The 23,201-nt window shown below is 69.2% G+C and carries 22 protein-coding genes; 8 read left to right on the forward strand and 14 right to left on the reverse strand.

What is annotated here, in order from left to right; all coding sequences use genetic code 11:
* The first annotated feature begins 1 nt into the window (after position 1).
* Positions 2-826: an NADPH-dependent 7-cyano-7-deazaguanine reductase QueF gene (gene queF, locus AC1VVG_RS14515; RefSeq protein ID WP_049030108.1), complete on the forward strand. Its 825-nt coding sequence runs from the start codon at positions 2-4 to the stop codon at positions 824-826.
* Positions 827-914: 88 nt separating this feature from the next.
* Here queF and AC1VVG_RS14520 read toward each other — a convergent pair whose 3' ends face one another.
* From AC1VVG_RS14520 to AC1VVG_RS14530, 3 genes are all read right to left on the reverse strand, one after another.
* Positions 915-1,301 carry a RidA family protein gene (locus tag AC1VVG_RS14520; RefSeq protein WP_006751946.1) on the reverse strand — a complete coding sequence of 129 codons (387 nt, stop codon included), beginning with the start codon at positions 1,299-1,301 and terminating at the stop codon, positions 915-917.
* Positions 1,302-1,379: 78 nt separating this feature from the next.
* Positions 1,380-2,861 (reverse strand): N-acyl-D-amino-acid deacylase family protein, encoded by a 1,482-nt coding sequence (locus AC1VVG_RS14525; protein ID WP_482835790.1) that lies wholly within the window; start codon positions 2,859-2,861, stop codon positions 1,380-1,382.
* 2 nt (positions 2,862-2,863) lie between these two features.
* On the reverse strand, positions 2,864-3,802 hold the full coding sequence (locus tag AC1VVG_RS14530) for a MurR/RpiR family transcriptional regulator (RefSeq protein ID WP_124610139.1): 939 nt from the start codon (positions 3,800-3,802) through the stop codon (positions 2,864-2,866).
* 119 nt (positions 3,803-3,921) lie between these two features.
* Between AC1VVG_RS14530 and AC1VVG_RS14535 the strand changes: the two genes are divergently transcribed.
* Positions 3,922-5,202, forward strand: a complete 1,281-nt coding sequence (locus tag AC1VVG_RS14535) for an amino acid deaminase (RefSeq protein WP_034189579.1) — start codon at positions 3,922-3,924, stop codon at positions 5,200-5,202.
* Positions 5,203-5,348: 146 nt separating this feature from the next.
* Entirely contained in the window at positions 5,349-5,930 is a 582-nt protein-coding gene (locus AC1VVG_RS14540; RefSeq protein WP_034189580.1) for a DJ-1/PfpI family protein, read from the forward strand.
* 68 nt (positions 5,931-5,998) lie between these two features.
* Here the strand turns inward: AC1VVG_RS14540 and AC1VVG_RS14545 are convergent, their stop codons facing one another.
* Both AC1VVG_RS14545 and AC1VVG_RS14550 read right to left on the reverse strand, forming a co-directional pair.
* Complete coding sequence (locus tag AC1VVG_RS14545) at positions 5,999-6,445, reverse strand: MarR family winged helix-turn-helix transcriptional regulator (protein ID WP_049030230.1); 447 nt, start codon at positions 6,443-6,445, stop codon at positions 5,999-6,001.
* A gap of 58 nt (positions 6,446-6,503) precedes the next feature.
* Positions 6,504-8,099 carry an MDR family MFS transporter gene (locus AC1VVG_RS14550; RefSeq protein ID WP_049030229.1) on the reverse strand — a complete coding sequence of 532 codons (1,596 nt, stop codon included), beginning with the start codon at positions 8,097-8,099 and terminating at the stop codon, positions 6,504-6,506.
* Between the two features lie 107 nt (positions 8,100-8,206).
* On the opposite strand from AC1VVG_RS14550, the gene AC1VVG_RS14555 reads away from it, so the two are divergent.
* Positions 8,207-9,049, forward strand: coding sequence for an EcsC family protein (locus tag AC1VVG_RS14555; RefSeq protein ID WP_482835791.1), 843 nt, complete (start codon positions 8,207-8,209; stop codon positions 9,047-9,049).
* Here AC1VVG_RS14555 and AC1VVG_RS14560 read toward each other — a convergent pair.
* The 5 genes from AC1VVG_RS14560 to AC1VVG_RS14580 form a co-directional block, all read right to left on the reverse strand.
* On the reverse strand, positions 9,019-9,981 hold the full coding sequence (locus AC1VVG_RS14560; RefSeq protein WP_482835792.1) for an alpha/beta hydrolase: 963 nt from the start codon (positions 9,979-9,981) through the stop codon (positions 9,019-9,021). The genes AC1VVG_RS14555 and AC1VVG_RS14560 overlap by 31 nt on opposite strands.
* A gap of 89 nt (positions 9,982-10,070) precedes the next feature.
* Positions 10,071-10,505 carry a CHRD domain-containing protein gene (locus tag AC1VVG_RS14565; protein WP_175906028.1) on the reverse strand — a complete coding sequence of 145 codons (435 nt, stop codon included), beginning with the start codon at positions 10,503-10,505 and terminating at the stop codon, positions 10,071-10,073.
* Positions 10,506-10,822: 317 nt separating this feature from the next.
* Positions 10,823-11,596 carry a class II aldolase/adducin family protein gene (locus AC1VVG_RS14570; RefSeq protein WP_482835793.1) on the reverse strand — a complete coding sequence of 258 codons (774 nt, stop codon included), beginning with the start codon at positions 11,594-11,596 and terminating at the stop codon, positions 10,823-10,825.
* A gap of 162 nt (positions 11,597-11,758) precedes the next feature.
* Positions 11,759-13,384: a phospholipase D family protein gene (locus tag AC1VVG_RS14575; protein ID WP_482835794.1), complete on the reverse strand. Its 1,626-nt coding sequence runs from the start codon at positions 13,382-13,384 to the stop codon at positions 11,759-11,761.
* Positions 13,385-13,598: 214 nt separating this feature from the next.
* Positions 13,599-14,315 (reverse strand): FadR/GntR family transcriptional regulator, encoded by a 717-nt coding sequence (locus tag AC1VVG_RS14580; protein WP_124610134.1) that lies wholly within the window; start codon positions 14,313-14,315, stop codon positions 13,599-13,601.
* A 128-nt stretch (positions 14,316-14,443) separates the two neighbouring features.
* Between AC1VVG_RS14580 and AC1VVG_RS14585 the strand changes: the two genes are divergently transcribed.
* The 4 genes from AC1VVG_RS14585 to AC1VVG_RS14600 are packed head-to-tail and all read left to right on the forward strand — an operon-like array spanning position 14,444 to position 19,165.
* Positions 14,444-15,244: a (Fe-S)-binding protein gene (locus AC1VVG_RS14585; RefSeq protein WP_069706855.1), complete on the forward strand. Its 801-nt coding sequence runs from the start codon at positions 14,444-14,446 to the stop codon at positions 15,242-15,244.
* Positions 15,241-15,966: a LutC/YkgG family protein gene (locus AC1VVG_RS14590; protein WP_200086410.1), complete on the forward strand. Its 726-nt coding sequence runs from the start codon at positions 15,241-15,243 to the stop codon at positions 15,964-15,966. Before AC1VVG_RS14585 ends, AC1VVG_RS14590 begins: the two co-directional genes overlap by 4 nt.
* Positions 15,963-17,408 carry a LutB/LldF family L-lactate oxidation iron-sulfur protein gene (locus tag AC1VVG_RS14595; RefSeq protein ID WP_049034765.1) on the forward strand — a complete coding sequence of 482 codons (1,446 nt, stop codon included), beginning with the start codon at positions 15,963-15,965 and terminating at the stop codon, positions 17,406-17,408. The genes AC1VVG_RS14590 and AC1VVG_RS14595 overlap by 4 nt, the downstream gene beginning before the upstream one ends.
* Positions 17,409-17,458: 50 nt before the next feature.
* Complete coding sequence (locus AC1VVG_RS14600) at positions 17,459-19,165, forward strand: lactate permease LctP family transporter (protein ID WP_226253445.1); 1,707 nt, start codon at positions 17,459-17,461, stop codon at positions 19,163-19,165.
* A 116-nt stretch (positions 19,166-19,281) separates the two neighbouring features.
* Here AC1VVG_RS14600 and loiP read toward each other — a convergent pair whose 3' ends face one another.
* From loiP to fabG, 4 genes are all read right to left on the reverse strand, one after another.
* Positions 19,282-20,043 carry a metalloprotease LoiP gene (loiP, locus tag AC1VVG_RS14605; protein WP_034189592.1) on the reverse strand — a complete coding sequence of 254 codons (762 nt, stop codon included), beginning with the start codon at positions 20,041-20,043 and terminating at the stop codon, positions 19,282-19,284.
* A gap of 202 nt (positions 20,044-20,245) precedes the next feature.
* Positions 20,246-21,028 (reverse strand): glycosyltransferase family 2 protein, encoded by a 783-nt coding sequence (locus AC1VVG_RS14610; protein WP_034189593.1) that lies wholly within the window; start codon positions 21,026-21,028, stop codon positions 20,246-20,248.
* Between the two features lie 128 nt (positions 21,029-21,156).
* Entirely contained in the window at positions 21,157-22,368 is a 1,212-nt protein-coding gene (locus AC1VVG_RS14615) for a chorismate transformation FkbO/Hyg5 family protein (RefSeq protein WP_482835795.1), read from the reverse strand.
* Positions 22,369-22,454: 86 nt separating this feature from the next.
* Entirely contained in the window at positions 22,455-23,171 is a 717-nt protein-coding gene (gene fabG, locus AC1VVG_RS14620; RefSeq protein WP_034189595.1) for a 3-oxoacyl-ACP reductase FabG, read from the reverse strand.
* Positions 23,172-23,201 lie beyond the last annotated feature (30 nt).

Here is a 23,201-nt window from a genome sequence, read left to right on the forward strand (position 1 = left end):
GATGAACCCCGAACATTCCCCGCTCGGCAAGGCCACCGTCTACGCGGCGCAGTACGACGCGTCGCTGCTGTTCCCGATCCCGCGCGCCGGCGCGCGCGAGCAGCTGGGCATCACGTCGGCGCTGCCGTTCTTCGGCACCGACATCTGGAACGCGTACGAGCTGTCGTGGCTCAACGCGCGCGGCAAGCCGCAGGTCGCGGTCGCGACGTTCTACGTGCCGGCCGAATCGCCGAACATCGTCGAATCGAAGTCGTTCAAGCTGTATCTCGGCTCGTTCGCGCAGTCGAAATTCGACTCGATCGACGCGGTGCGCGACGTGCTGAAGCGCGACGTATCGGCCGCGTGCGGCGCGACCGTGTCGGTGCAGCTGGTGTCGGCGCACGATTTCGGCAAGCTCGAGATGGACGAGCTAGACGGGCTGTCGCTCGACCGCCTCGACCTCGACACCGACATCTACGAACCCGATCCGTCGCTGCTGTCGGCCGCCGAGGACGAAGCGCCGGTCGAGGAGACGCTCGTGTCCGACCTGCTGCGCTCGAACTGCCCGGTCACGGGCCAGCCCGACTGGGGCAGCGTGCAGATCCACTACGTCGGGCCGCAGATCGACCACGCGGGCCTGCTGCGCTACATCATCTCGTTCCGCAATCACACGGGCTTTCACGAGCAGTGCGTCGAGCGGATCTTCCTCGACATCATGCACGCGTGCAAACCGGTGAAGCTCGCGGTGTACGCGCGCTATACGCGGCGCGGCGGGCTCGACATCAACCCGTTCCGCACCAACTACAACCAGCCGATGCCGGACAACGCGCGCACGGCGCGGCAGTAAGGACGGCCCGCGGCGGGCGCCAGACGAGACAGCCCGGTCGGCTTCCACCGACCGGGCTGTTTACCGTGCGCGGAAAAGCGCGGCCGCGTTACTTCGCCGGCGCCTTGTACGCGATGCAGTCGACCTCGACCTTGCAGTCGATGACCATGCTCGACTGCACGCACGCGCGTGCCGGCGGATGCTCGCCGAAGTACGACACGAACACCTTGTTGAACGACGCGAAATCGCGCGCGTCGTCGAGCCACACGCCGCAGCGCACGACGTGCTCGAGGCCGTAGCCGGCTTCCTTCAGGATCGCGATCACGTTCTCGATCGTCTGCTTCGACTGCGTGACGATGCCGCCCTCGACGACCTCGCCGTTCACCATCGGCGTCTGGCCGGACACATACAGCCAGCCGTCGGCCTCGACCGCACGCGCGAACGGCATCACCTGGCCGCCGGTCCCCTTCGCTTCGCCCACGCCATATCGCTTCATCGTTTCACTCCTCACATCTCGGTTGCGGATGCGCGCGCCGGCTGCGGCACGCGCGGAAGATCGGAACGGCCGCCGCGTTCAGAACGCGGCGTCGGCACTCGCCGCCACGCGCTCGCCGCGCGCGACGAACCCGCCGGCGCGCTCGCCGGTCGGCTGGCCGTTTTCGTAAGTCAGCACGCCGTTCACCCACACGGCATCGATCCCGTGCGCGGGCTGCTGCGGCTTCTCGAACGTCGCGGCGTCGATCACGCGCGCCGGGTCGAACAGCACGAGATCGGCGTGGTAGCCGACATGCACCTCGCCGCGCTTCGCGATCCCGTAGCGGCGCGCGGACAGCGACGTCATCTTGCGGATCGCCTCCTCGAGCGGCAGCAGGTTCGTGTCGCGCACGTAATGGCCGAGCACGCGCGGGAACGCGCCCCACAGCCGCGGATGCGGCAGCGGATCGTTCGGCAGCCCGTCCGAGCCGATCATCGTCGCGGGGTGCGACAGGATCCGGCGCACGTCGTCCTCGGACATGTTGTGGTACACGGCGCCGGCCGGGCGGATGCGCTGCGCGGCTTCCTGCTCGGTCACGCCCCAGTCGGCCGCGATCGCCTTGAGCAGCTTGCCCGCGACTTCCGGGTGCGGCTCCGACCACGTGATCGTGATGTCGATATCGCCCGTCACCTGCTTCAGGTCCAGCGTCGACGAGCTGCGACTGTACGGATAGCAGTCGCAGCCGACCGGCTGGTAGCGGCGCGCGCCCTCGAGCGACGCGAGCACTTCGGTGCTGCGCCCCCAGTTCGACGGGCCCGCGCACTTCAGGTGCGAGATCACGACCGGCACCTGCGCATGGCGGCCGACGCGATACGCCTCGTCCATCGCGTCGAGGATCGCGTCGAATTCGGTGCGCATGTGCGTCGTATACAGCGCGCCGGCCTTCGCGAGCGGCTCGGCGAGCGCCATCACTTCCTCGGCCGGCGCCGCGAACGCGGAACCGTACGCGAGGCCCGACGACAGGCCGAGCGCGCCGTTCGCGAGCGCCTCCTCGAGCTGCGCGCGCATCCCGGCGATCTCGCCGTCGGTCGCCGCGCGGTCGAGACGGTCCATCTGGTTGTTGCGCAGCGCCGTATGACCGACGAGCGCCGCGACGTTCACGGCCGGGCGCGCCTCGTTCACGGCCGCGACGTAGTCGGCGAAGGTCGGGTACCGGAACGCGCCGCGCTCGCCGAGCAGGTTCATCGGGTCGGGCGGATCGCCCGCGAGCGTCACGGGCGACGCGCTGATCCCGCAGTTGCCGACGATCACGGTCGTCACGCCCTGCGAGATCTTCGGGATCATCTCCGGCGCGCGGATCACGTGCGTGTCGTCGTGCGTGTGCACGTCGACGAAACCCGGCGCGAGCGCGCGGCCGTTCGCCTCCACGACGTTCTCGGCCAGCCAGTTCGACAGGTTGCCGATCGCGGCGATCAGGCCGTTGCGGATCGCGACGTCGCGCGTGACGGGCGGCGCGCCGGTGCCGTCGTACAGTTGCGCGCCGACGATCAGCGTATCGGCGGCTTCGGGATGCGAATGCATGGTCAGTCTCCTACCGGTTGACGGTCTCCGCCGCCGCGGTGCGCATCGAGCGCGTGCTTGATGCGGCGCAGCGATTCCCGGCCCGCATCGCCGAGCCGCAATGCGACGCCGGTAACGAGCACGTCGATCGCCATCATCATCGCGTAACGCGACGTCGAAGGCTTGTAGATGAAATCGGTTTCGAATGCGACGACCGGGATCAGGTGGTCGGCGAGCTTCGCGAGCGGCGACGCCGGCGCGGTGATCGCGATCAGCTTCGCGCCGTAGCGCTTCGCGAGCCGGCAGCTCTCGAGCAGCTCGGGCACGCGCCCGCTCACCGACAGCGCGACGACCACGGTGTCGCGCGACAGCGTCGCGGCCACCATTCGCTGCAGCACGCTGTCCTGGTAGCTCGCGACCGGCCGGCCGAAGCGCACGAGCCGGAAGCGCAGCTCGTCGGCGAGCGCGGTCGAGCCGCCGCCCTGCCCGTACACGTAGGTCATCTTCGCGCCGGCGAGCAGGTCGGCCGCCGCGTCGAACGACGTGTTGCGCAGCAGCTGGTGGTTGTGCGCGAGCGCCACGCGAATCTCGTCGTAGACCATCGACGCGGGGCTCGTGTCGTCGGCCGGCGCGTCGCCGGACGGCACCAGGAAGCGCTGGCCGACGGCCGCCGCCTGTGCGACGAGCACCTTCAGTTCGCGCACGTCGCGGCAGCCGACGGCCTTCGCGAAACGCGTGACCGTCGCGACGCTGACCTCCGCGTCGCGCGCGAGCGCGCCGATGCTCGCATGCGCGGCGCGCGCCAGATCGGCGAGGATGAACGCGGCGACCTTGCGCTCGGCTTCGCGCAGCTCGGGCGCGCATTCGGCGATCCGCGCGACGATGTCGAGGACCGGCGGGGCGGCCGGAGCCGGATGAGGCTCGGCCGCGAGCGGAGCGGACGGGGAGGCGGGCGTATTCATCTGCGGATAAGGGTGTGAAGCTCGATGTTACTAAATAACATCACCGCGCAGATGCTACTTTCTGTACCATCTGCGTGTCAACTTCAGTGCAATGCATAGTGATGATGGAGCGGGATGACATGAAAGTTACAAACTATCAGGAACCGACAATCAATCCGTTGGGCAAGGGGCTCGGCAACGTGCCGAGCGCGAGCGTGCCGCTCGACGACGCAGGCCGCCTCGAGTGGAACCTGCTCGCGGAAGACGTCAGCCTGCCGGCCGCCGTGCTTTACGAGGATCGCGTCGAACACAACCTGAACTGGATGCAGGCGTTCGTCCGGAAATACGGCGTCAAGTTCGCGCCGCACGGCAAGACGACGATGGCGCCGCAACTGTTCCGCCGCCAGCTCGACGCCGGCGCGTGGGGCATCACGCTCGCGACCGCGCACCAGACCCAGGCCGCGTATCACGGCGGCGTGCGGCGCGTGCTGCTCGCGAACCAGCTGGTCGGCCGCCAGAACATGACGATCATCGCCGGGCTGCTGTCGGATCCCGATTTCGAATTCTTCTGTCTCGTCGACTCTGCGGAAAGCGTCGACCAGCTCGGCCGCTTCTTCGGCGACGCGAAGAAACCGCTGAACGTGCTGATCGAGCTCGGCGTGCCGGGCGGCCGCGCGGGCGTGCGCGATGCCGCGCAGCGCGAGGCCGTGCTGGCCGCGATCGCGCGCTATCCGGACACGCTGAAGCTGGCCGGCATCGAACTCTATGAAGGCGTGCTGAAAGAGGAAGGCGAGATCCGCACGTTCCTGCAGGAAGCCGTCGCGCTCACGCGCGTGCTCGCCGAGGCAGGCCGCTTCGCGCGCACGCCGGCGATCCTGTCCGGCGCCGGCTCGGCGTGGTACGACGTGGTCGCGGAAGAATTCAGGAAGGCGTCGGATGCGGGCTTCGCGGAAGTCGTGCTGCGACCGGGCTGCTATCTGACGCACGACGTCGGCATCTACAAGAAGGCGCAGACCGACGTGTTCGCGCGCAACCCGATCGCGCGCTCGATGGGCGAGGGGCTGCTGCCGGCATTGCAGCTGTGGGCGTACGTGCAGTCGGTGCCGGAGGCCGATCGGGCGATCGTCGCGCTCGGCAAGCGCGACGCGGCGTTCGACGCGGGCCTGCCCGAGCCGGCGCGCCACTTCCGTCCGGGCCGCGACACCGCGCCGCGCGACGTCGCGGCGACCGAAGGCTGGGCCGTGACCGGGATGATGGACCAGCACGCGTACCTGCAGATCCCGCCGGGCGCGGACGTGAAAGTCGGCGACATGGTCGCGTTCGACATCTCGCACCCGTGCCTGACGTTCGACAAGTGGCGCCAGGTGCTCGTGCTCGATCCGCAGTTCCGCGTGACGGAAGTCGTCGAAACGTTCTTCTGACGTCCATTGCGCGCACCGCCCCGCCGCTCGCGCGGGGGCGGCCGTCACGCGCGCTTCAATCCGCCGGAGTACACTGCGCTTTCGTCCTCGGGGCCCGTCGCGCACGGCGCGAACGGGCCTTCAACGCTGCTTTACGGGAGAAAGCCATGGCCGCGAAGAAGATCCTGTTCCTGACCGGCGATTTCGCCGAAGACTACGAAACGATGGTGCCGTTCCAGGCACTGCAGGCCGTCGGCCACCATGTCGATGCCGTGTGTCCGGGCAAGCGCGCGGGCGACAAGATCAAGACCGCGATCCACGACTTCGAAGGCGACCAGACCTACACCGAGAAACCCGGCCACCAGTTCACGCTGAATGCCGCGTTCGACGACGTCGATGCGGCGCGCTACGACGCGCTCGCGATCGCGGGCGGCCGCGCGCCCGAATACCTGCGACTCGATCCGAAGGTGATTGCGCTCGTGCGCGCGTTCGCCGAAGCCGGCAAGCCGATCGCCGCGATCTGCCATGCGGCACAGTTGCTGGCGGCCGCCGACGTGATCCGCGGCAAGCGCATTTCGGCGTACCCGGCCTGCGCCCCCGAGGTGAAGCTCGCGGGCGGCGAATACGCGGATATTCCGGTCGACGCGGCCGTGACCGACGCGCCGTTCGTCACCGCGCCTGCGTGGCCCGCGCATCCGGCCTGGCTCGCGCAATTCCTCGCGCTGCTCGGCACGCGCATCGAGCTGTAAGCCCGAAGCGGATCGGGATGACATGAAGCGGCGGCCGGCGGCGCCGGCGTGCCGCCCTGCCCCGCGCGTCAGCGCGCGGCCGGCGTCGAGCCGACGTCCGCGATCCGCGCTTCCAGCATCGCGAGCGCACCCGACAGCGCATTGAGCACGTCGTCCGGCAACTGCGCCATCGTCTGTTCGATGAACGCCTTGCGGCGCGGCAGGCACGCGTCGAACGCCGCGCGGCCTTCGTCCGTCAGCGTCACGTTGGTCACGCGGTTGTCGCGCGCATCGGATTCGCGCTCGATCCAGCCGAGCGCATCGAGCGACTTCAACTGGCGCGTGAGCGCGCCCGGATCGATGCGCAGCACTTCGACGAGCTTCTTCTGCGACGAATGCCCGCCCATCGTGTGCAGCGCGACCATGATGCGCCAGCGCGGCATCGGCTGCCCGACGTGCGCTTCGAACGCGGTCATGAACGCGCGATACGTGCGTCCGAATTGCTGCAAGATCGCGACGCGGTCCTGTTCTTCCATGCGCTGATGTCGTTCCGGTAAATCGTTGAATCGTTGAATCGTTGAATCGCCCGATCGGTCAATCGGCCGCGACGTGCGGCTCGATCTTGCGCCGCAACGCAATCGGCGGCACGCGGCGGCACTGCCACACCGACACCACGGCCACGACGGCCGCCATCGCGACGCCCAGGTGGATCGCGCCGACCAGCGATTCGCGGGCCGCTTCCAGCAGCAGCGCGCCATTATGCCCGGCGCGCGTGAGCGCCGCGACGAGACCGCCCTGTGCCGCGCGATCGATCAGGATCTGCGGATCGGCGAGCTGTGCATGCCACTGCATCGCGTGATCGGCCGACAGCGCGTCGCGCACGCCGCTCGAATACATCTGGTTGACGAGCGTGCCCGTCAGCGCGGTGCCGAGCATCCCGCCGACCATCCGCAGCGATTGCAGCAGCGCCGTCGCGATCCCGAGGTGCTCGCGTCCGGCTGCCTGCTGCGCGAATACGGTGAGGTTCGGCAGCACGAAACCGAGCCCGATGCCGCCCGCGACCATCAGCGCCATCAGCATCCAGGCCGGCGTCGTGTGCGTCGAGACGACGATGCCCGCGCACGCGATCGCGAACAGCACGAAGCCGACGTGCAGCATCGCGTTCGGATGGCGGATGCGCGTGACGACGCGTCCGTTCATGATGCTGCCGATCGTGATGAACACGACGAGCGGCGTGATCACGAGCCCGGCTTCCTTCGGCGACATCCCGAAGCCGCCCTGGAACAGCAGCGGCGCGTAGAACAGCAGCGAGAACATCGAGAAGCCGGCGAGGATCGCGAGCACGAACAGCGCGGACAGCGCGCGGTTGCCGAACATGTCGAACGGCAAAATGGGCTGTGCGCAGCGCTTCTCCCAGTGCCACAGGCCGACGCCGGCCGCGACCGCGACGACGAGCAGCAGCGACGCCCAGCTCGCGACGCCGTACTTCGGCAGCCATTCGACGAACAGCTGCAGCGCGCCGAGCGACAGCGCGATCAGCAGCGCGCCCGGCCAGTCGAGCCGCATCTTGCGATCGTGCACGACGTGGCGCAGGTGCGGCAGGTAGCGCCACACGAAGAACAGCGACAGCAGGCCGACCGGCAGGTTCACGTAGAACACCGAGCGCCAGCCGAACGACTGGGTCAGCACGCCGCCGAGCGACGGGCCGACCGCGTTCGCGATGCCGAACGCGGAGCTCATCAGCACCTGCCAGCGCAGCCGCACGACGGAATCGGGGAACAGGTCGGGGATGCACGCGAACGCGGTACCGACCAGCATCCCGCCGCCGATTCCCTGCAGGCCGCGCGCGAGCACGAGGTACAGCATGTCGTTGGCCATCCCGCACAGCACCGACGCGCCGGTGAACACGACGATCGACACGATCACGAACGGCTTGCGGCCGTAATAGTCGCCGAGCCGGCCGAAGATCGGCACGGTGATCACGGAACTGAGGAGATACGAGGTCGCGACCCACGCGTACAGGTCGAAGCCCCTGAGTTCGGCGACGATGGTCGGCAGCGCGGTGCCGACGACCGTCTGGTCGAGCGCGACCAGCATGGTGACGAACGAGATGCCGATCATCGCCAGCAGCGATTCGCGGAACGGCAGGACTTGCCCGCTCGAATGGTGGGCGGCAGTATGGACAGCCATTTTTTTGTTGATGCAACTTTTGACGAGTCAAACAATCTCAAAATTCTAGCATGCCGGAGTAATCTAGGCTGGCGACGGTTTGGGGCCTGTTCACGCCAAGGAGAGAAATGGAACCGATTTCAATCAACCCCGCGACGACGCTGTCGCCGGAGGATCGGGACGCGCTGGGGCGCGCGAAGCAGGTACTGGAAAGTCCGTCGCTGACGATGAAGCTGACCGGGATGCTCGGCGCGCCGGTCGAGAAAATGATCGCGCGGCTGCCGGATTTCGCGACCGGCAAGATCAACGACGCGACGCAGCTCGCGCTGCGCAAGTGCCTGAACATCGCGCTGCGCACGCTCGGCATGCCGCCGGCGCCGGACGCCGAGCCCGACAAGCCGAGCAACCTGCTGCACAAGCTCGCGGTCGCGACGACCGGCGCGGCGGGCGGCGCGTTCGGCTTTCTCGCGCTGCCGGTCGAGCTGCCGGTGACGACCACGCTGATCTTCCGCTCGGTATGCGACATCGCGCGCAGCGAAGGCGAGGACCTGACGTCGGTCGATACGCAGCTGCAATGCCTGGCCGTGCTCGGCATGGGCGGCAACCCGGACAAGCAGGAAGAGGACGCCGATCTCGGTTATTTCGTGCTGCGCGGCGCGCTTGCGCAAGCGATCTCGAAGGCGTCGTCGGACATCACGACGAAAGGCATCGCCGCGCACAGCTCGGCGGCCGTGTTCAAGCTCGTGCAGACGGTCGCGTCGCGCTTCTCGGTGCAGGTGACCGAGCAGATGGCCGCGAAGTCGATCCCGGCGATCGGCGCCGTGCTGGGGGCGACCGTCAATACGCTGTTCATCGACCACTTCCAGCAGATGGCGCACGGCCATTTCACCGTGCGCCGGCTCGAGCGCAAGTACGGCGCGGCGGCCGTCAAGGCCGCCTATCAGGCGATCGACGCCTCGCCGACGCGCTGAACCGCGCGTTCGACCGCGACGCGGCGCAGGAACGCGGCCGCGCGGTCGAGCGCGTCGCGCGCTTCCGGCATCATCGGCGCGTACAGCTGCCACACGTGCGGCATGTCGGGCCACACCTCGATCTCCACCGCCACGCCGGCCGCCGCAGCCTTCTCGGCAACACGGCGCGAATCGTCGAGCAGCACCTCGGTGCTGCCGACCTGGATATACAGCGGCGGCAGGCCCGTGAAATCCGCGTAGAGTGGCGATGCGTACGGATGCGTTGCCGGCGTGTCGCCGAGGTACAGCTTCGCGGCCTTCGGCAGCGCCGAGCCGGCAAACATCGGATCGGCGCCGTCGTTGGTGCGCAGCGTCGCGCCGGTGGCCGCGAGATCGGTCCACGGCGAGAACAGGATCGCGCCGGCCGGCAACGGTTCGCCGCGATCGCGCAGCGCGACGAGCGTCGCGAGCGCGAGGCCGCCGCCCGCCGAATCGCCGCCGAGCACGATCGACTCGGGCGGCGTGCCGAGCGCCAGCAGTTGCCGGTAGGCCGCGAGCGCATCGTCGAGCGCGGCCGGGAAACGGTTTTCGGGCGCGAGCCGGTAGTCGAGCGAGAACGAGCGCACACCCGCACGCTTCGTCAGGCCGAACACCAGCGGCCGGTGCGTTCTCGTCGAACAGAAGTAATAACCGCCGCCGTGGAAGTACAGCAGCGTGCGGCCGGGCCCGCGCCCCGCGCTCGCGTCGGTGCGCTCGAGCCACTCGCCGCGCAGCGGCGCATCGCCCGCGCCATGGCACTGGCGCAGCCGGTAGCCCGACGGCGCGCGGCGCGGCACGATCATCCGCAGATCGGTAAAGCGCCGCGCACGCGCGGGGTCGAGCACCTCGCGCGTGGTCTCGGGACGAAACTGCCAGCGCAGCAGCCAGCAGGCGAGCTTGCTTTGCCAACTCATCGAATGCACTCCGTCATCGCAGTGTGACGATGGTACGTGCGAACGTTCCCGCCCCGCTCGACAGGTGCCTCTATATCAAACGCCGGCGCTCAGTTCGCCGGCATCACCTGGCCGCGGATCTCGCCGGCCGGGTGCTCCTTCGTATGGACGTTGAAGTACCACTTGCCGCCCATCAGGTCGGTAACCTGCGCGTCGGTGAGCTCCTTCGAACCCTTGATCGGGCTCGCCAGCTCGTCCTTCGGGATCGGCACCTGCACGCCCGCATTCTGGCCGACCGGCGCGGGCCCGTGGAAATGCGCGGCGGTGGCCGGCCCCGTGAGGTGGTCGTAAGTGACCGTCCACTGCAGCGTATGGGTGGCCGTGTCGTACGTGGCGTCGACCTTGCCCGAACCCTTGGTCGCCGTGGGCGGGACTTCGCTCGACGGCTGGAGACTGGCGGACAGGCGCACCGTTTCGGCAGCGGCGCTGCCGGCGGCCAGCACGCCCGCGAGTAACGCGACCTGGAGCAAACGCAGCTTGAGCATGGACTCTCCTTGTACGACGTTGTACGCCGCCCGGACGGGGGCGCCAGATAGGATGGTAGTCGATCGCCGCCGTTGCGGGAGTCCGCCGAACGGCCAGGCAGCGAATCGTCGCGGCGCCGCGACCGGCAGCGTCGCGTCAGTCTGCGTCAACCTGGAACGGACCTTTGCAACCCGACGGCTGAATCCGCGCGCGGGCTTTCGCTACACTTCGTCTCACAGTTGCTTGTTTCCTTCGTCCGAAGGAGTCTGCGAGTATTCACGCGGCCACCCGGCCGCGTTTTTTTTGCATGCGCCGCCGGCAGCCGCGCCAGGTCGAGTCACGCGCGATAGCCGGGATCGATCCGATCGACGATACGCTGCAGCGCGTCGAACGCATCCTGCCCCGCGCCGTGCTTCGGATCGAAATTCAGCGAATCGCGCACGCACCCCTCGAGCACGGGCGGCGCGATCGGCAGCGGGCCGCCGATCGCATGCGTCGCGACCTGCACCTCGCACGCGCGGTTGAGCAGCCACATCAGCGAGAACGTCTGCGCGAGCGTCGCGCCGATCGTCACCGGTCCGTGGTTGCGCAGCAGCAGCACGGGCCGCCCGCCCGCGCTCTCGACGATGCGCCGGCCCTCCTCCAGATGCACGGTGATGCCCTCGAAGTCGTGATACGCGATCTTCCCGTACAGCTGCGCCGAATAGAAATTGGAAAACGACAGCCCGTCGCGCGAGCAGCACACGGCCATCGTCGGCGTCGTGTGCACGTGCATCACGCAATGCGCATCGGGCAGCGCCGCATGGATCGCGCTGTGGAACGTGAAGCCGGCCGGATTGATCGGCCAGTCGGAATGCCCGATCAGGTTGCCGTCGATGTCGATCTTCACGAGGTTCGATGCGCACACCTCGCGGTAATGGAGCCCGAACGGATTGATCAGGAAATGCCCGTCCTCGCCCGGCACGCGCAGCGAGATATGGTTGTAGATCAGCTCGGTCCAGCCGAGGTGGTCGAAGATGCGGTAAGCGGCCGCGAGCTGCACGCGCGCCTGCCATTCGGCTTCGGAGAAGCGGGCGGGACGCGTGAACGGCTGGTTCGGTACACGTTGCATGGAGGAACTCCGGTTGCGGGTGCGCGCGGCGCGCACGGCACGGGCCGTCCGCGGCATCGTCACGCACGCCCATATAGTTGCGCACACAACCATATCACCTTCCCCGCGCCCCGGTAACGCGGGTTTAGCCGGAGCGCTTCCGCCCCCTGTTTGCCGGGGCGCTCAAAGCTGATCGTCGACCGGCAGCAGGGTGAAGATGCCCGTCATCAGGTTGCGCATCAGCCCCGCGTGCGGATCGACGCGATAGGTCGCCGGCTGGCCGTCGTCGACGCCCGTCCATTCGAGTTCGGACGACCCGCCGCCCGCCGGCGCGGCGAGGCTCACGCGGTAGCTTTCGTCCGGCTGCGTCACGCGCGCGAAGATCGTCGCGACCTGCTCGGCAAGCGCCGGGCTGTGGATCACCAGCGCCAGTTCGGTATTCAGGTGCGCGGAACGCGGGTCGAGGTTCATCGAGCCGATCACGAGGATCTTCCGGTCGATCACGTACGCCTTCGCGTGCAGGCTCGCGCGCGAGCGCGACCCGAACAGGCGCGGGCGCTGGCGGCCCGGCTGCGCCTTGAACTCGTACAGCTCGACGCCGTGCCGCAGCAGCGGCACGCGGTACGGCGCGTAGCCGGCCTGCACGGCGACCGCGTCGGTCGCGGCGAGCGAATTCGTCAGGATCGCGACGCGCACGCCGCGCGCGGTCGTGTCGCCGAGAATCTTCACGCCCGCGTCGTGCGGCACGAAATAGGGCGAAAACGCGAGGAATTCCTGCTGCGCGCCGCGCGTCAGTTCGACGAGGCGCTGCATCGGCGGGCTGACGTACGCGTCGGTCGGCCGAGCGACCTTGTCGGGTGCATCGACCTTGAACTCGGCCGGCGCCCACACGAGCCCGAGCTCGTCGCGCGCGATCTGCTGCGCGAGCGGCGTCGCGTTCAGCGGCTTCGCGTTGTACGGCTCGGCGTTCTCGCGCCAGTGGCTGCGCAGCCCGTCGCGCATCGCGTCGAGTTCCTTCGGATCGAACGACTGGTGATTCAGCACGCGCAGCGGATAGCTGCTCGCGCTCGACCAGTACGTGTCGAAGCTCGCCGACACGTCGTTCGTCACCGGGCCGGCGGCGAGCACGTCGAGATCGCGGAACTGCAGCGTCGGGCTCGCGCTGAAGTATTCGTCGCCGAGATTGCGGCCGCCGACGATCGCGAGCTGGTTGTCCGCGATCATCGCCTTGTTGTGCATCCGGCGCGTGAAGCTGTCGATGCGCGTGAAGAAGTTGGTCGTGCGCTCGACCATCCCCTGCCGCGACGCGCCGAACGGGTTGAATACGCGGATCTCGATGTTCGGGTGCGTGTTCAGCGCGGCCATCACGCGGTCGATGTCGCGGAAGTTCAGGTCGTCGACCAGCATCCGCACGCGCACGCCGCGATCGGCCGCGTACAGCGCCGCGGCGAGCAGCAGCTTGCCCGTCGTGTCCTCGGTCGCGATGTAGTACTGCATGTCGAGCGTCTTCGTCGCCGCGCGGGCGAGCGCGATGCGCATCTGCAGCGCCTGCGCGCCATCGGCCAGCAGCCGGAAGCCCGACTGGCCGGGATGCGCGGCCTCGGGTGCCGCCAGCGCGTCGCCCAGCGGCGTCGCGGTGTCGGGCGGCAACGCATGCGAAACCGGGCGATCGAGGGTGGTGGCGGGTGGATGCGTCGCGCACGCGGCGACGAGCGACAGCAGTGCGCAGACGGCCAGCGCACGGGCCGGGCGGCATGCGGCACGCCATGACGGCGCGGCCGGCGCGCGCCGGATGAAGGACGTGAGCACGGGAGCTTCCTCGACTGGCGGAACGACGGTCCGCATTCGCCGCGGCGCGCGGCTGGCGCGCCGCTCCGGCCGATTCTAGTGGGCGGCCGACGACCCGGTCAATCGCGCGGGCGGCGCACGGCGGCCCGCGCGCGGCCGGCTGCCGGCGGGCGACGCCCGGACATGCCCAATCCGCCGGCTGGACGCGCCTCGAGCGGATGTGGTCCGACCAATCTCACCGCCCGTCGCCGCTGCGCTCGAAATGGCTGCGCACATAGTCGATGTGCGTCTGCATCGCGGTGCGCGCTTCTTCGGGCCGCTGCGCGCAGATCGCGTCGCACACGACGCGGTGCTGTTGCAACAGCAGCTCGGACGCCTGCTCGTCCTCCATCGTCATGCCCGCCACGTTGATCGAGATGTGCTCGCGCAGCATCCCGATCACGCTCGTATGCAGGTGCAGGAACATCGTGTTGTGCGACGCGAGCGCGATCGCCTCGTGCAGCTTCGCGTCGGTCGCGGCCTCGACGGCCGCGTCGTCGTTCGCGTGCGCGGTTTCGAGTTCGCGCAGCAGCGCGCGGATCCGGCGCCGGTCGTTCGCATCGGCCCGCAGCGCGGCGAAATAAGCGGTCGCGCCTTCGAGCACGCGGCGGAATTCGAGGATGTCGTCGCGCAGCGCCGGATGATCGGCGACCAGCTGGCCCCACGGCGACGCGATGCCCGCGCGCAACTGGTCGGTCACGTAGACCCCCGCGCCGCGCCGGCTCTGCAGCAGCCCGCGCGCGACGAGCCGCTGGGTCGCCTCGCGCACGGTATTGCGCGCGACGCCGTACTGCTGCGCGAGCACGCGCTCGGCCGGCAGCCGCGCACCGGCCGGCCAGGTGCCGTCGAGCAGCGCCGTCTCGATCTTGCGCATCACCACTTCGGTCCGGCCCCGTGCCGTCATCGCTGCCATCGCCGCCTCTCCCCGCTCATTGCCTGTCACGCCGATTGGCCCAACCAATTTGAGCCGCGGCGCCGTCGCGGGAATTATGCAGCGAAATCGTCGACCCGCATGCCGGGCCGTCGCCCCTGGAGCGAGACATGAACGAAAGGCAGTACCCCGCCGCCGTCCCCGCGCACGTCTATCTGTTCGCGACCTGCCTGGTCGACCTGTTCGTCCCCGAAGCGGGGCTCGACGCGGTCCGCCTGCTGGAGCGCGAAAGTCTGACCGTCCACTATCCGCGCCGCCAGAGCTGCTGCGGGCAGCCGGCCTACAGCAGCGGCAATCCCGACGAAGCGCGCCGCGTCGCGGCCGCGCAGCTCGACCTGTTCGCCGAGCCGTGGCCCGTGATCGTGCCGTCCGGCTCGTGCGCAGGCATGATCCGGCACCATTGGCCAGCGCTGTTCGCGGACGATCCCGTCAACGGCCCGAAGGCCCGCGCGATCGCGGAACGGACCTACGAACTCGCGGAATTCCTCGTCCACGTACTCGATGTACGGCTCGACGCGGCCACGGCCGGCGCCGGGCCCGACGAGCGCGTCGTGCTGCACACGTCGTGCGCGGCCCGCCGCGAGATGGGCACGCGCGTCCATGGCGTCGCGCTCGTCGACGCGCTGCCCGGCGTGACCCGGATCGAGCACGAACGCGAATCCGAGTGCTGCGGCTTCGGCGGCACGTTCTCGCTGAAGCATCCGGACATCTCCGGCGCGATGGTGCGCGACAAGGTCGCGTCGGCCTGCGCGACGGGCTGCGACCGGCTCGTGTCCGCGGACTGCGGCTGCCTGCTGAACATCGGCCACGCCGCGGCCAAGGCCGGCGCGCCGCTGCCGGTCGAGCATCTCGCGAGCTTCCTGTGGCGCCGTACGTCCGGCGCCGCCTCGTTGCGCGGAGACAAGCGATGAGCGCGCGCGCCGCGATTCTCGCGCGCCTGCGCGCCGCCTCGCCGGGCGTCGCCGCAACGGCCGCCCCCGCGCTGGACGCGCGCATCGACACGCATTACGACAGGCGCCGCACCTCGACCGGACGCGACCCGCAGGCACTCGCACAGGCGATGCAGGCCGCGCTTGCCGCATCGCACGCGGACGTCTGGTGCGCGAGCGCCGACGCATGGCCCGCGCAGCTTGCCGCGCGCCTCGCCGACGCTGGCGTGCGCCGCCTGCTGCTCGACCCGGCGCGCGCCGAATCCGCGGCGCTCGCCCGTGCACTGCCCGACGCAGTCGCCCCGGTGCCGTTCGACCGGCCGATCGACGCATGGAAGGCCGAGCTGTTCGACACGATCGATGCGGGCTTCACCGTCGCGCGCTCCGGTATCGCGGCCACCGGCACCGTCGTGCTCGCGCCCGATGCCGGCACGCCGCGCACGGTATCGCTGGTGCCGCCGCTGCATGTCGCGCTCGTCCACGCGAACACGCTGCATGCCGACCTGCACGCGGCCGTCCAGGCGGAACGCTGGCACGCCGGCATGCCGACCAACCTCGTGCTGGTGTCGGGCCCGTCCAAGACCTCCGACATCCAGCAGACGCTCGCCTACGGCGCACACGGCCCGCGCCGCCTGTGGGTCGTGATCGTCACCGATTCGGCCGCCTCGTCGGCCGCACCCGCTTGCGAGGAGCCGCCGCGATGAGCGACCACACGCTGCAATTCGTCGCCCCCGGCGACTTCAAGAGCCGCGCGCGCGCCGCGCTCGACGATCCCGCGTTGCGCCGGAGCTTTCGCGGTGCGATGGACTTCCTGCAGGGCAAGCGTGCGACGCAATTCCCCGATGACGACGAACTGCAGCAGCTGCGCGATCTCGGCGAAGCCGTGCGGCAGCACGCGCTCGCGCAACTGCCCGCGCTGCTCGAACGGCTGGAGACGAAGCTCACCGAGGCCGGCGTGCACGTGCACTGGGCCGAGACGGCCGCCGACGCGAACGCGATCGTGCTCGGCATCGCGCAGGCGAGGAAGGCGCGCCGCGTGATCAAGGGCAAGTCGATGGCGAGCGAGGAAATCGAGCTGAACCATTACCTCGCGGAGCACGGCGTCGACTGCATCGAATCCGACATGGGCGAATTCATCGTGCAGCTCGCGGGCGAGAAGCCGTCGCACATCGTGATGCCGGCGATCCACAAGACGCGCGGCGACATCGCCGAGCTGTTCGAGGCACACATCCCCGGCACGCGCTACACGGAGGACGTCGACGAGCTGATCCAGACCGGCCGTCGCGCGCTGCGCCGCGCATTCGCCGAAGCCGACATCGGCCTGTCCGGCGTGAACTTCGCGGCGGCCGACACGGGCACGCTGTGGCTCGTCGAGAACGAAGGCAACGGCCGCCTGTCGACGACGGTGCCCGACACGCACATCGCGATCATGGGGATCGAGAAGGTCGTCGAGAAGCTCGAGCACATCGTGCCGCTGTCGAGCCTGCTCACGCGCTCGGCCACCGGCCAGGCGATCACGACCTACTTCAACCTGATCTCGGGCCCGCGGCGCGACGGCGAACGCGACGGCCCGCGCGAGCTGCATCTCGTGCTGCTCGACAACGGCCGCACGCAGGCGTACGCGGACGACCAGCTGCGCGCGACGCTGCAATGCATCCGCTGCGGCGCGTGCATGAACCACTGCCCCGTCTACACGCGCATCGGCGGCCACGCGTACGGCACGACCTACCCGGGCCCGATCGGCAAGATCATTTCGCCGCACCTGCTCGGCCTCGATGCGACGGCCGACCTGCCGACCGCGTCGACGCTGTGCGGCGCATGCGGCGAGGTGTGCCCGGTGCGGATCCCGATCCCGCAACTGCTCGTGCGGCTGCGCACCGAGGCGAACCGCAAGCCCGACGAACCCGTCGCGCATCCGCTGCGCGGCCAGGGCGCGAACTACAACCGCGCGGAAGACCTCGTGTGGCGCTTCTGGTCGGGCGCGTTCGCGCATCCGCGCGCGTACCGCGCGTTCCGCTGGGCCGCGACGCGCCTGCATGCGCTGACGCCCGCGCAACAGATGGGCTGGACGCAGCACCGCACGCCGCTCGAACCGGCGCCGCGCAGCCTGTCCGACCTGCTGCGCGCCCGCGGCCAGCCCGAATAGCGCCCCCGCTTTCAAACCCGTACCCCGATAAATCCATGGAGGAGACACCCATGCAGGTTTGGCATCAGATCTATACGCCGCTCGGCAGCCTCGGGCTGTCGGCGTTCGTCGCCGCGATTCCGATCATCTTCTTTTTCGTCGCGCTGGCCGCACTGCGGATGAAAGGCCATGTCGCCGCCGCGATCACGCTGCTGCTGTCGCTCGGCGTCGCGATCCTCGCGTACGGGATGCCCGTGCCGCAGGCGCTCGCGGCCGCCGGCTTCGGCTTCGCCTACGGCCTGTGGCCGATCGCATGGATCATCGTCGCGGCCGTGTTCCTGTACAAGATCGTCGTGAAGACCGGCCAGTTCGACATCATCCGCGCGTCCGTGCTGTCGATCACCGACGACCAGCGCCTGCAGATGCTGCTGATCGGCTTCTCGTTCGGCGCATTCCTCGAAGGCGCCGCCGGCTTCGGCGCACCCGTCGCGATCACGGCCGCGCTGCTCGTCGGTCTCGGCTTCAAGCCGCTGCATGCGGCAGGACTGTGTCTGATTGCAAATACCGCGCCGGTCGCGTTCGGCGCGATGGGCATTCCGATCATCGTCGCCGGGCAGGTGACGGGCATCGATCCGTTCCACATCGGCGCGATGGCCGGCCGCCAGCTACCGCTGCTGTCGCTCGCGGTGCCGTTCTGGCTCGTGTTCATGATGGACGGACTGCGCGGCGTGCGGCAGACCTGGCCGGCCGCGCTCGTCGCGGGCGGCAGCTTCGCGGTCACGCAGTACTTCACGTCGAACCACATCGGGCCCGAGCTGCCGGACATCACGTCGTCGCTCGTCAGCCTCGTCGCGCTCGCGGCGTTCCTGAAGGTGTGGCAGCCGCGCACCGCGCGGCTTCCGGCCGGCGGTCTCGTCGCGTCCGGCGGCGGCGCGGCGCTGGCCGGGTTCGGCGCGAGCGGCACCGGCTTCGGCACCGGCACGAGCCGTCGGGCGTCGCCGTACACGCTCGCGCAGACGGTGCGCGCGTGGTCGCCGTTCCTGATTCTCACGGCCGTCGTCACCGTCTGGAGCCTCGCGCCGTTCAAGGCGCTGTTCGCCGCACACGGCGCACTCGCGTCGACGGTGCTGAAGTTCCACGTGGCCGGGCTCGACCAGCTCGTCGTGAAGACCGCCCCGATCGCCGCGACGCCGAAGGCGCTCGACGCGGTGCTGAAGATCGATCTGGTGTCGGCGGTCGGCAGCGCGATCCTCGTGACCGCGCTGATCTCGATGGCGCTGTTGAAGATGAAGCCGCGCGACGCGCTCGTCACGTTCGGCGAGACGCTGAAGGAGCTGACGCGCCCGATCCTGTCGATCGGCCTCGTGCTCGCGTTCGCGTTCGTCGCGAACTACTCGGGGATGTCGTCGACGCTCGCGCTGATGCTGGCCGCGACCGGCGCCGCGTTCCCGTTCTTCTCGCCGTTCCTCGGCTGGCTCGGCGTGTTCCTGACGGGCTCCGATACCTCCTCGAACGCCCTGTTCTGCTCGCTGCAGCAGGCCACCGCGCACCAGCTCGGCGTGCCCGAGACACTCGCGGTCGCCGCGAACACGACGGGCGGCGTGACCGCGAAGATGATCTCGCCGCAGTCGATCGCGGTCGCATGCGCGGCGACGGGCCTCGTCGGCAAGGAGTCCGAGCTGTTCCGCTTCACGGTGCGGCACAGCCTGCTGTTCGCGGTGATCGTCGGGCTGATCACGCTCGTACAGGCGTACGTGCTGCCGGGAATGGTGCCGTAAGCGGCGCACCGGCGGCCCCACAAGACAAAAACCCCACGCCCGAACGGGCGTGGGGTTTTTCGTTTCGCGTGCCGATCGCCGGCGCGGGCCGGCGATTCGTCATGCGCGTCGCGCGATCAGCTGCCCTTCGCGATGCGATCCTGGATGTGCTGCGCGCGGCTCGCCGACGACGGGTGCGAGCTCATCATCGAGCTCTGGCCGCCGTCCAGCTGCGCGAGCTTCTGGAAGCCGGTGACGAGGCCCTTCTGGCTCATGCCCTTCTGCTTCATCAGGTCGAACGAGTAGTCGTCCGCCGCGCTTTCCTGCGATTGCGAGAACTGCGCGTTGATGAACTTCTCGGTGATGTCGCCGAGCTGCGAGCTCGACAGCGCCGCGACGCCCGGCGATGCCGCGCCGGCCGCGCTGCGCGCCGCGCTCACCGCGTACGCCGTCTGCATCGCCTTCTTCGAGTGACCCAGTGCGACGTGGCCCATTTCATGGCCGATCACGCCGCGCAGCTCGTCGTCGTTCATCATGTCCATCAGGCCGCTGTACACGCGCACGCAGCCGTTGCCCATCGCCCACGCGTTGACGTCCTTGGTCATGTAGACCTTGTAGTTGATCTTCTGGCCGTTCAGCGTCATGTCGCCGAAGCCCTTCATCACCTTCGTCAGGCGCTTCGCGTATGCGCTGTTCGCCGGCGCGATCTTCGACTCGGCGTCGCTGGACTTGCACGATTCGTTCGACAGTGCCGCGATGTCGCTGTCCGACAGCGTCGCCGCCTTGTACAGGTTCGTCCCCGCCGACGTCAGGCTGTTCGCGTCCAGGCTCTGTACCCCACCGCATGCGCTCAACAGGAACGCCACGCCACACGCCGCCACCGCTTTCTTGAGTTGCATCCCGGAATCCCTCGATAGTTGTATTTGAGAGCGGCGATTTTGCATAATCCGGCAGAAAATTACCAGATGTTTACATCGGATGACACCTTCATTACTCGATGAATTGAAATGAAGACGCGATTCGTCACCGAATTGACGACAAAAAACGGAGCAATCGTCGCCCCCGGGCGACGTTCGGGACGGAAACCGGGCCGGCCGCCGCTCAGGCGGTCTGGTTGCTGCGCCGCGTCAACCGCCGCGCGACCAGCATCGGCAGGCGCACCGCGAAACCGGCGAACAGGCGCAGGTGCATCCACGCGAGCAGCGCGTTGTCGCGGCCATAGTGGAAGTGCGAGACGCCGCCCTCGTGCCGGCCGAAATAGCGCACCGGCGCGTCGATGCGGATCGGGCGCACGCCGGCCCAGCACAGCCGCACGGCCGCTTCGGGATCGAAGTCGAAACCGCGCATCCACGGCTGGCGCCGCATGATCGCCGCGAGCGGCGCGACCGGATACACGCGAAACCCGTACAGCGAATCGCCGATACCGGCCCACAGCGTCTCGAGGTCGGCCCAGGCGTTCGACAGCCGGCGGCCCTGCACGCGCAGCTGCGGCGCGCTCGCGTCGAACTTCGGCACGCCGAGCACCATCGCGTCGGGCTCGGCCTGCGACGCGGCCATGAAGGCGGGAATCAGGTCGGCCGGATGCTGGCCGTCGGAATCCATCGTCAGCACGTGCGTGAAGCCGCTCGCGGCCGCCGCGTCGAGCCCCGCGAGCACCGCGGCGCCCTTGCCGCGATTCTCCGGCAGCACGATCACGCGCAATCCGGGATCGCGCTTCGCCATCGCCTGCAGCCGTTCGGCGCTGCCGTCGGTGCTGCCGTCGACGACGACCCACACCGGGTTCCACCGCGCGCGCGCCTGGCGCACGGTCGTGTCGACCTTGACACCCGGGTTGTAGCTCGGGATCAGCACGAGATGGGTGGACGAGGCGTGCAGCTTGGACATGGAAACAGCCGATTGCGAAGACGGGGATCCTGACAAAATTTTATGACTTGCCGGCGAACGTCGGCAGGCTTCGTCGAGGACATCGTCGACGCCATTCGCCGGTTGCCGGATCGTGAGGTTCTCGCGCTTCATGACAGCCACTCCATTGCATGTCCCGCACTGGCCTCGATCTCGACCAGCAGGTCGTCGCGGCACACGTCCGCGTGCACGAACAGCGGCCGCACGCGTGGCCCGGCCGCGTCGCGCAGCACGCGCCCGATCGCGGCGAGCGCCGCGGCATCGCCGGCGTCGCGCACGTAGACGCGATAGCTCAGGTCGGCGAGCGAGAACGGGCCATGCCCCTGCCGCGCGGCCTGCTCGAGCACGGCCGCGAGATTCGCGACCGTCTCGCGCGTCTGCGCGACGACGTCGCCGTGATGCACGGTGCGATGCCCGACGATGCTCGCGGTACCCGATACGAACAGCACCGGCGCCGCGGCCCCAGCGGCCCACGCGGCGGCGCGCGCGAACGTCGGCGCACGCGGGCCGTACTGCGCCGGGTAGTGGTACGCGCTCACCTGGCGCGGATTCTCGACCGGATCGGCCGGCGTGCGGCTCGCGAGGAAATGAACCGCGAGCGGCGCGGCCGGCGGGGCATCGCCCGCGACCGGCACGACCGACCCGAGCGCACACGCGGCCGGCACGCCGCCCGTCAGCGCGCGATGGCACGCGTCGAACGCTTGCTGGCGACCGATATTGAACTGACGATAGCGCTCGATCCCGAACTGCACCGCGTTGATCGCCGGCACCGTGTTCCAGATGCGCAGCGGATGCGGCATGTCGAGCGCATCGAGCAGGCCGAACAGCATGCGGTATGCATCGAACGTCGCGCGCTCGAGCGGCGTACCGCCGTCATACGCATTGTGCGTGACATGCGTCTCCTGCACGACGAGGCTGCCGAACACGAGCCCGGCCGTTTCGCTGTAGCGGTAGTGCAGTGCGCCGCGCCGTTCGCTGCGCAGGTCGCGCGCATCGCATTGCCAGATTTCGCAGACGGCGTCGTGCGGCGCGGCATCGGCGCCGAGCAGCGCCATCCGCACCGGTGCGACCGGCAGGTCGGGCGCGGTATCGGCAAGGATCCGTTGCGCGGCATCGGCATGCGAGCCGGCCGCGCCGATGCACACCGCGCCCAGCGCGCCCGGCACGACGTGGTCGAGCCGCGCGGCATGCAGCAACGCGACGAGCCGCGCATGGCTCATCTGGACGAGCCGCAGCGCGCGGTCGCCGCCATGCGCGAACGGCGCGGTGGCGGACGGCGGCGAACACGAGCGCCGTTCGGCGTCGACGGGATGCACGGACACTTCGATTTCCTCACTATGCGGCGCGGGCCGCGCGGCAACACGGCCCTGCGCCGCGTTGCGTTACGCGACGGACGCGGCGCGCGTCGTCACGCGAGACCGCCGTTGACGGACAGCACCTGTCCCGTCACATAAGCCGCGGCGTCGGACACCAGATACGCGACCATCGCCGCGACTTCGTCGGGCCGGCCCGCGCGTTGCGCGGGCACGAGCTGCTTGATGCGTTCGGCGGGAAACGCCTGTTCGGCCATCGGCGATTCGATGATGCCGGGCGCCACCGCGTTGACGGTGATGCCGCGCGACGCGAGCTCCAGCGACAGCGACTTCGTCGCGCCGATCAGCCCCGCCTTCGCGGCCGCGTAGTTGACCTGCCCGCGATTGCCGGTCACGCCGGCCACCGACGCGATGTTGACGATCCGCCCGCGGCGCGTGCGGATCATCGGCAGCAGCAACGGCTGCGTGACGTTGAAAAAGCCATTGAGCGTCACGTCGATCACGCTGTGCCATTGCCGTTGCGACATGCCGGCCATCGGCGCGTCGTCGTGAATGCCTGCGTTGTTGACGAGGATCTGCACCGGCGACGTGTCGATGAAAGGCTTCAGCGCGGCGAGCGTCGCTTCGGCGTCGGTCACGTCGAATGCGATCGCATGCGCGCTGCCGCCGGCCGCGACGATCTGCTGCGCGACCGCCTCCGCCTGCGCGAGATGGCGGTTCGCATGCACCCATACTTCATGGCCGGCCTGCGCGAGCGCCGTGCAGATCGCCTGCCCGAGTGCGCCGCTGCCGCCCGTCACGAGCGCCCGCATCGAATTGCTCCGTTCATCGCGTTTCACCTC

This window comes from Burkholderia sp. L-4 (genome assembly GCF_056856535.1).

Bases quoted from the DNA above. Each gene is read 5' to 3' on its own strand.
- AC1VVG_RS14530 (WP_124610139.1), bottom strand. From the start codon at position 3,802: ATGAATACGCCCGCCTCCCCGTCCGCTCCGCTCGCGGCCGAGCCTCAT.
- AC1VVG_RS14555 (WP_482835791.1), top strand. From the start codon at position 8,207: ATGGAACCGATTTCAATCAACCCCGCGACGACGCTGTCGCCGGAGGAT.
- fabG (WP_034189595.1), bottom strand. From the start codon at position 23,171: ATGCGGGCGCTCGTGACGGGCGGCAGCGGCGCACTCGGGCAGGCGATC.
- AC1VVG_RS14540 (WP_034189580.1), top strand. From the start codon at position 5,349: ATGGCCGCGAAGAAGATCCTGTTCCTGACCGGCGATTTCGCCGAAGAC.
- AC1VVG_RS14570 (WP_482835793.1), bottom strand. From the start codon at position 11,596: ATGCAACGTGTACCGAACCAGCCGTTCACGCGTCCCGCCCGCTTCTCC.
- AC1VVG_RS14545 (WP_049030230.1), bottom strand. From the start codon at position 6,445: ATGGAAGAACAGGACCGCGTCGCGATCTTGCAGCAATTCGGACGCACG.
- loiP (WP_034189592.1), bottom strand. From the start codon at position 20,043: ATGCAACTCAAGAAAGCGGTGGCGGCGTGTGGCGTGGCGTTCCTGTTG.
- AC1VVG_RS14525 (WP_482835790.1), bottom strand. From the start codon at position 2,861: ATGCATTCGCATCCCGAAGCCGCCGATACGCTGATCGTCGGCGCGCAA.
- queF (WP_049030108.1), top strand. From the start codon at position 2: ATGAACCCCGAACATTCCCCGCTCGGCAAGGCCACCGTCTACGCGGCG.
- AC1VVG_RS14600 (WP_226253445.1), top strand. From the start codon at position 17,459: ATGCAGGTTTGGCATCAGATCTATACGCCGCTCGGCAGCCTCGGGCTG.
- AC1VVG_RS14560 (WP_482835792.1), bottom strand. From the start codon at position 9,981: ATGAGTTGGCAAAGCAAGCTCGCCTGCTGGCTGCTGCGCTGGCAGTTT.
- AC1VVG_RS14550 (WP_049030229.1), bottom strand. From the start codon at position 8,099: ATGGCTGTCCATACTGCCGCCCACCATTCGAGCGGGCAAGTCCTGCCG.
- AC1VVG_RS14595 (WP_049034765.1), top strand. From the start codon at position 15,963: ATGAGCGACCACACGCTGCAATTCGTCGCCCCCGGCGACTTCAAGAGC.
- AC1VVG_RS14610 (WP_034189593.1), bottom strand. From the start codon at position 21,028: ATGTCCAAGCTGCACGCCTCGTCCACCCATCTCGTGCTGATCCCGAGC.
- AC1VVG_RS14585 (WP_069706855.1), top strand. From the start codon at position 14,444: ATGAACGAAAGGCAGTACCCCGCCGCCGTCCCCGCGCACGTCTATCTG.
- AC1VVG_RS14580 (WP_124610134.1), bottom strand. From the start codon at position 14,315: ATGGCAGCGATGACGGCACGGGGCCGGACCGAAGTGGTGATGCGCAAG.
- AC1VVG_RS14535 (WP_034189579.1), top strand. From the start codon at position 3,922: ATGAAAGTTACAAACTATCAGGAACCGACAATCAATCCGTTGGGCAAG.
- AC1VVG_RS14565 (WP_175906028.1), bottom strand. From the start codon at position 10,505: ATGCTCAAGCTGCGTTTGCTCCAGGTCGCGTTACTCGCGGGCGTGCTG.
- AC1VVG_RS14520 (WP_006751946.1), bottom strand. From the start codon at position 1,301: ATGAAGCGATATGGCGTGGGCGAAGCGAAGGGGACCGGCGGCCAGGTG.
- AC1VVG_RS14590 (WP_200086410.1), top strand. From the start codon at position 15,241: ATGAGCGCGCGCGCCGCGATTCTCGCGCGCCTGCGCGCCGCCTCGCCG.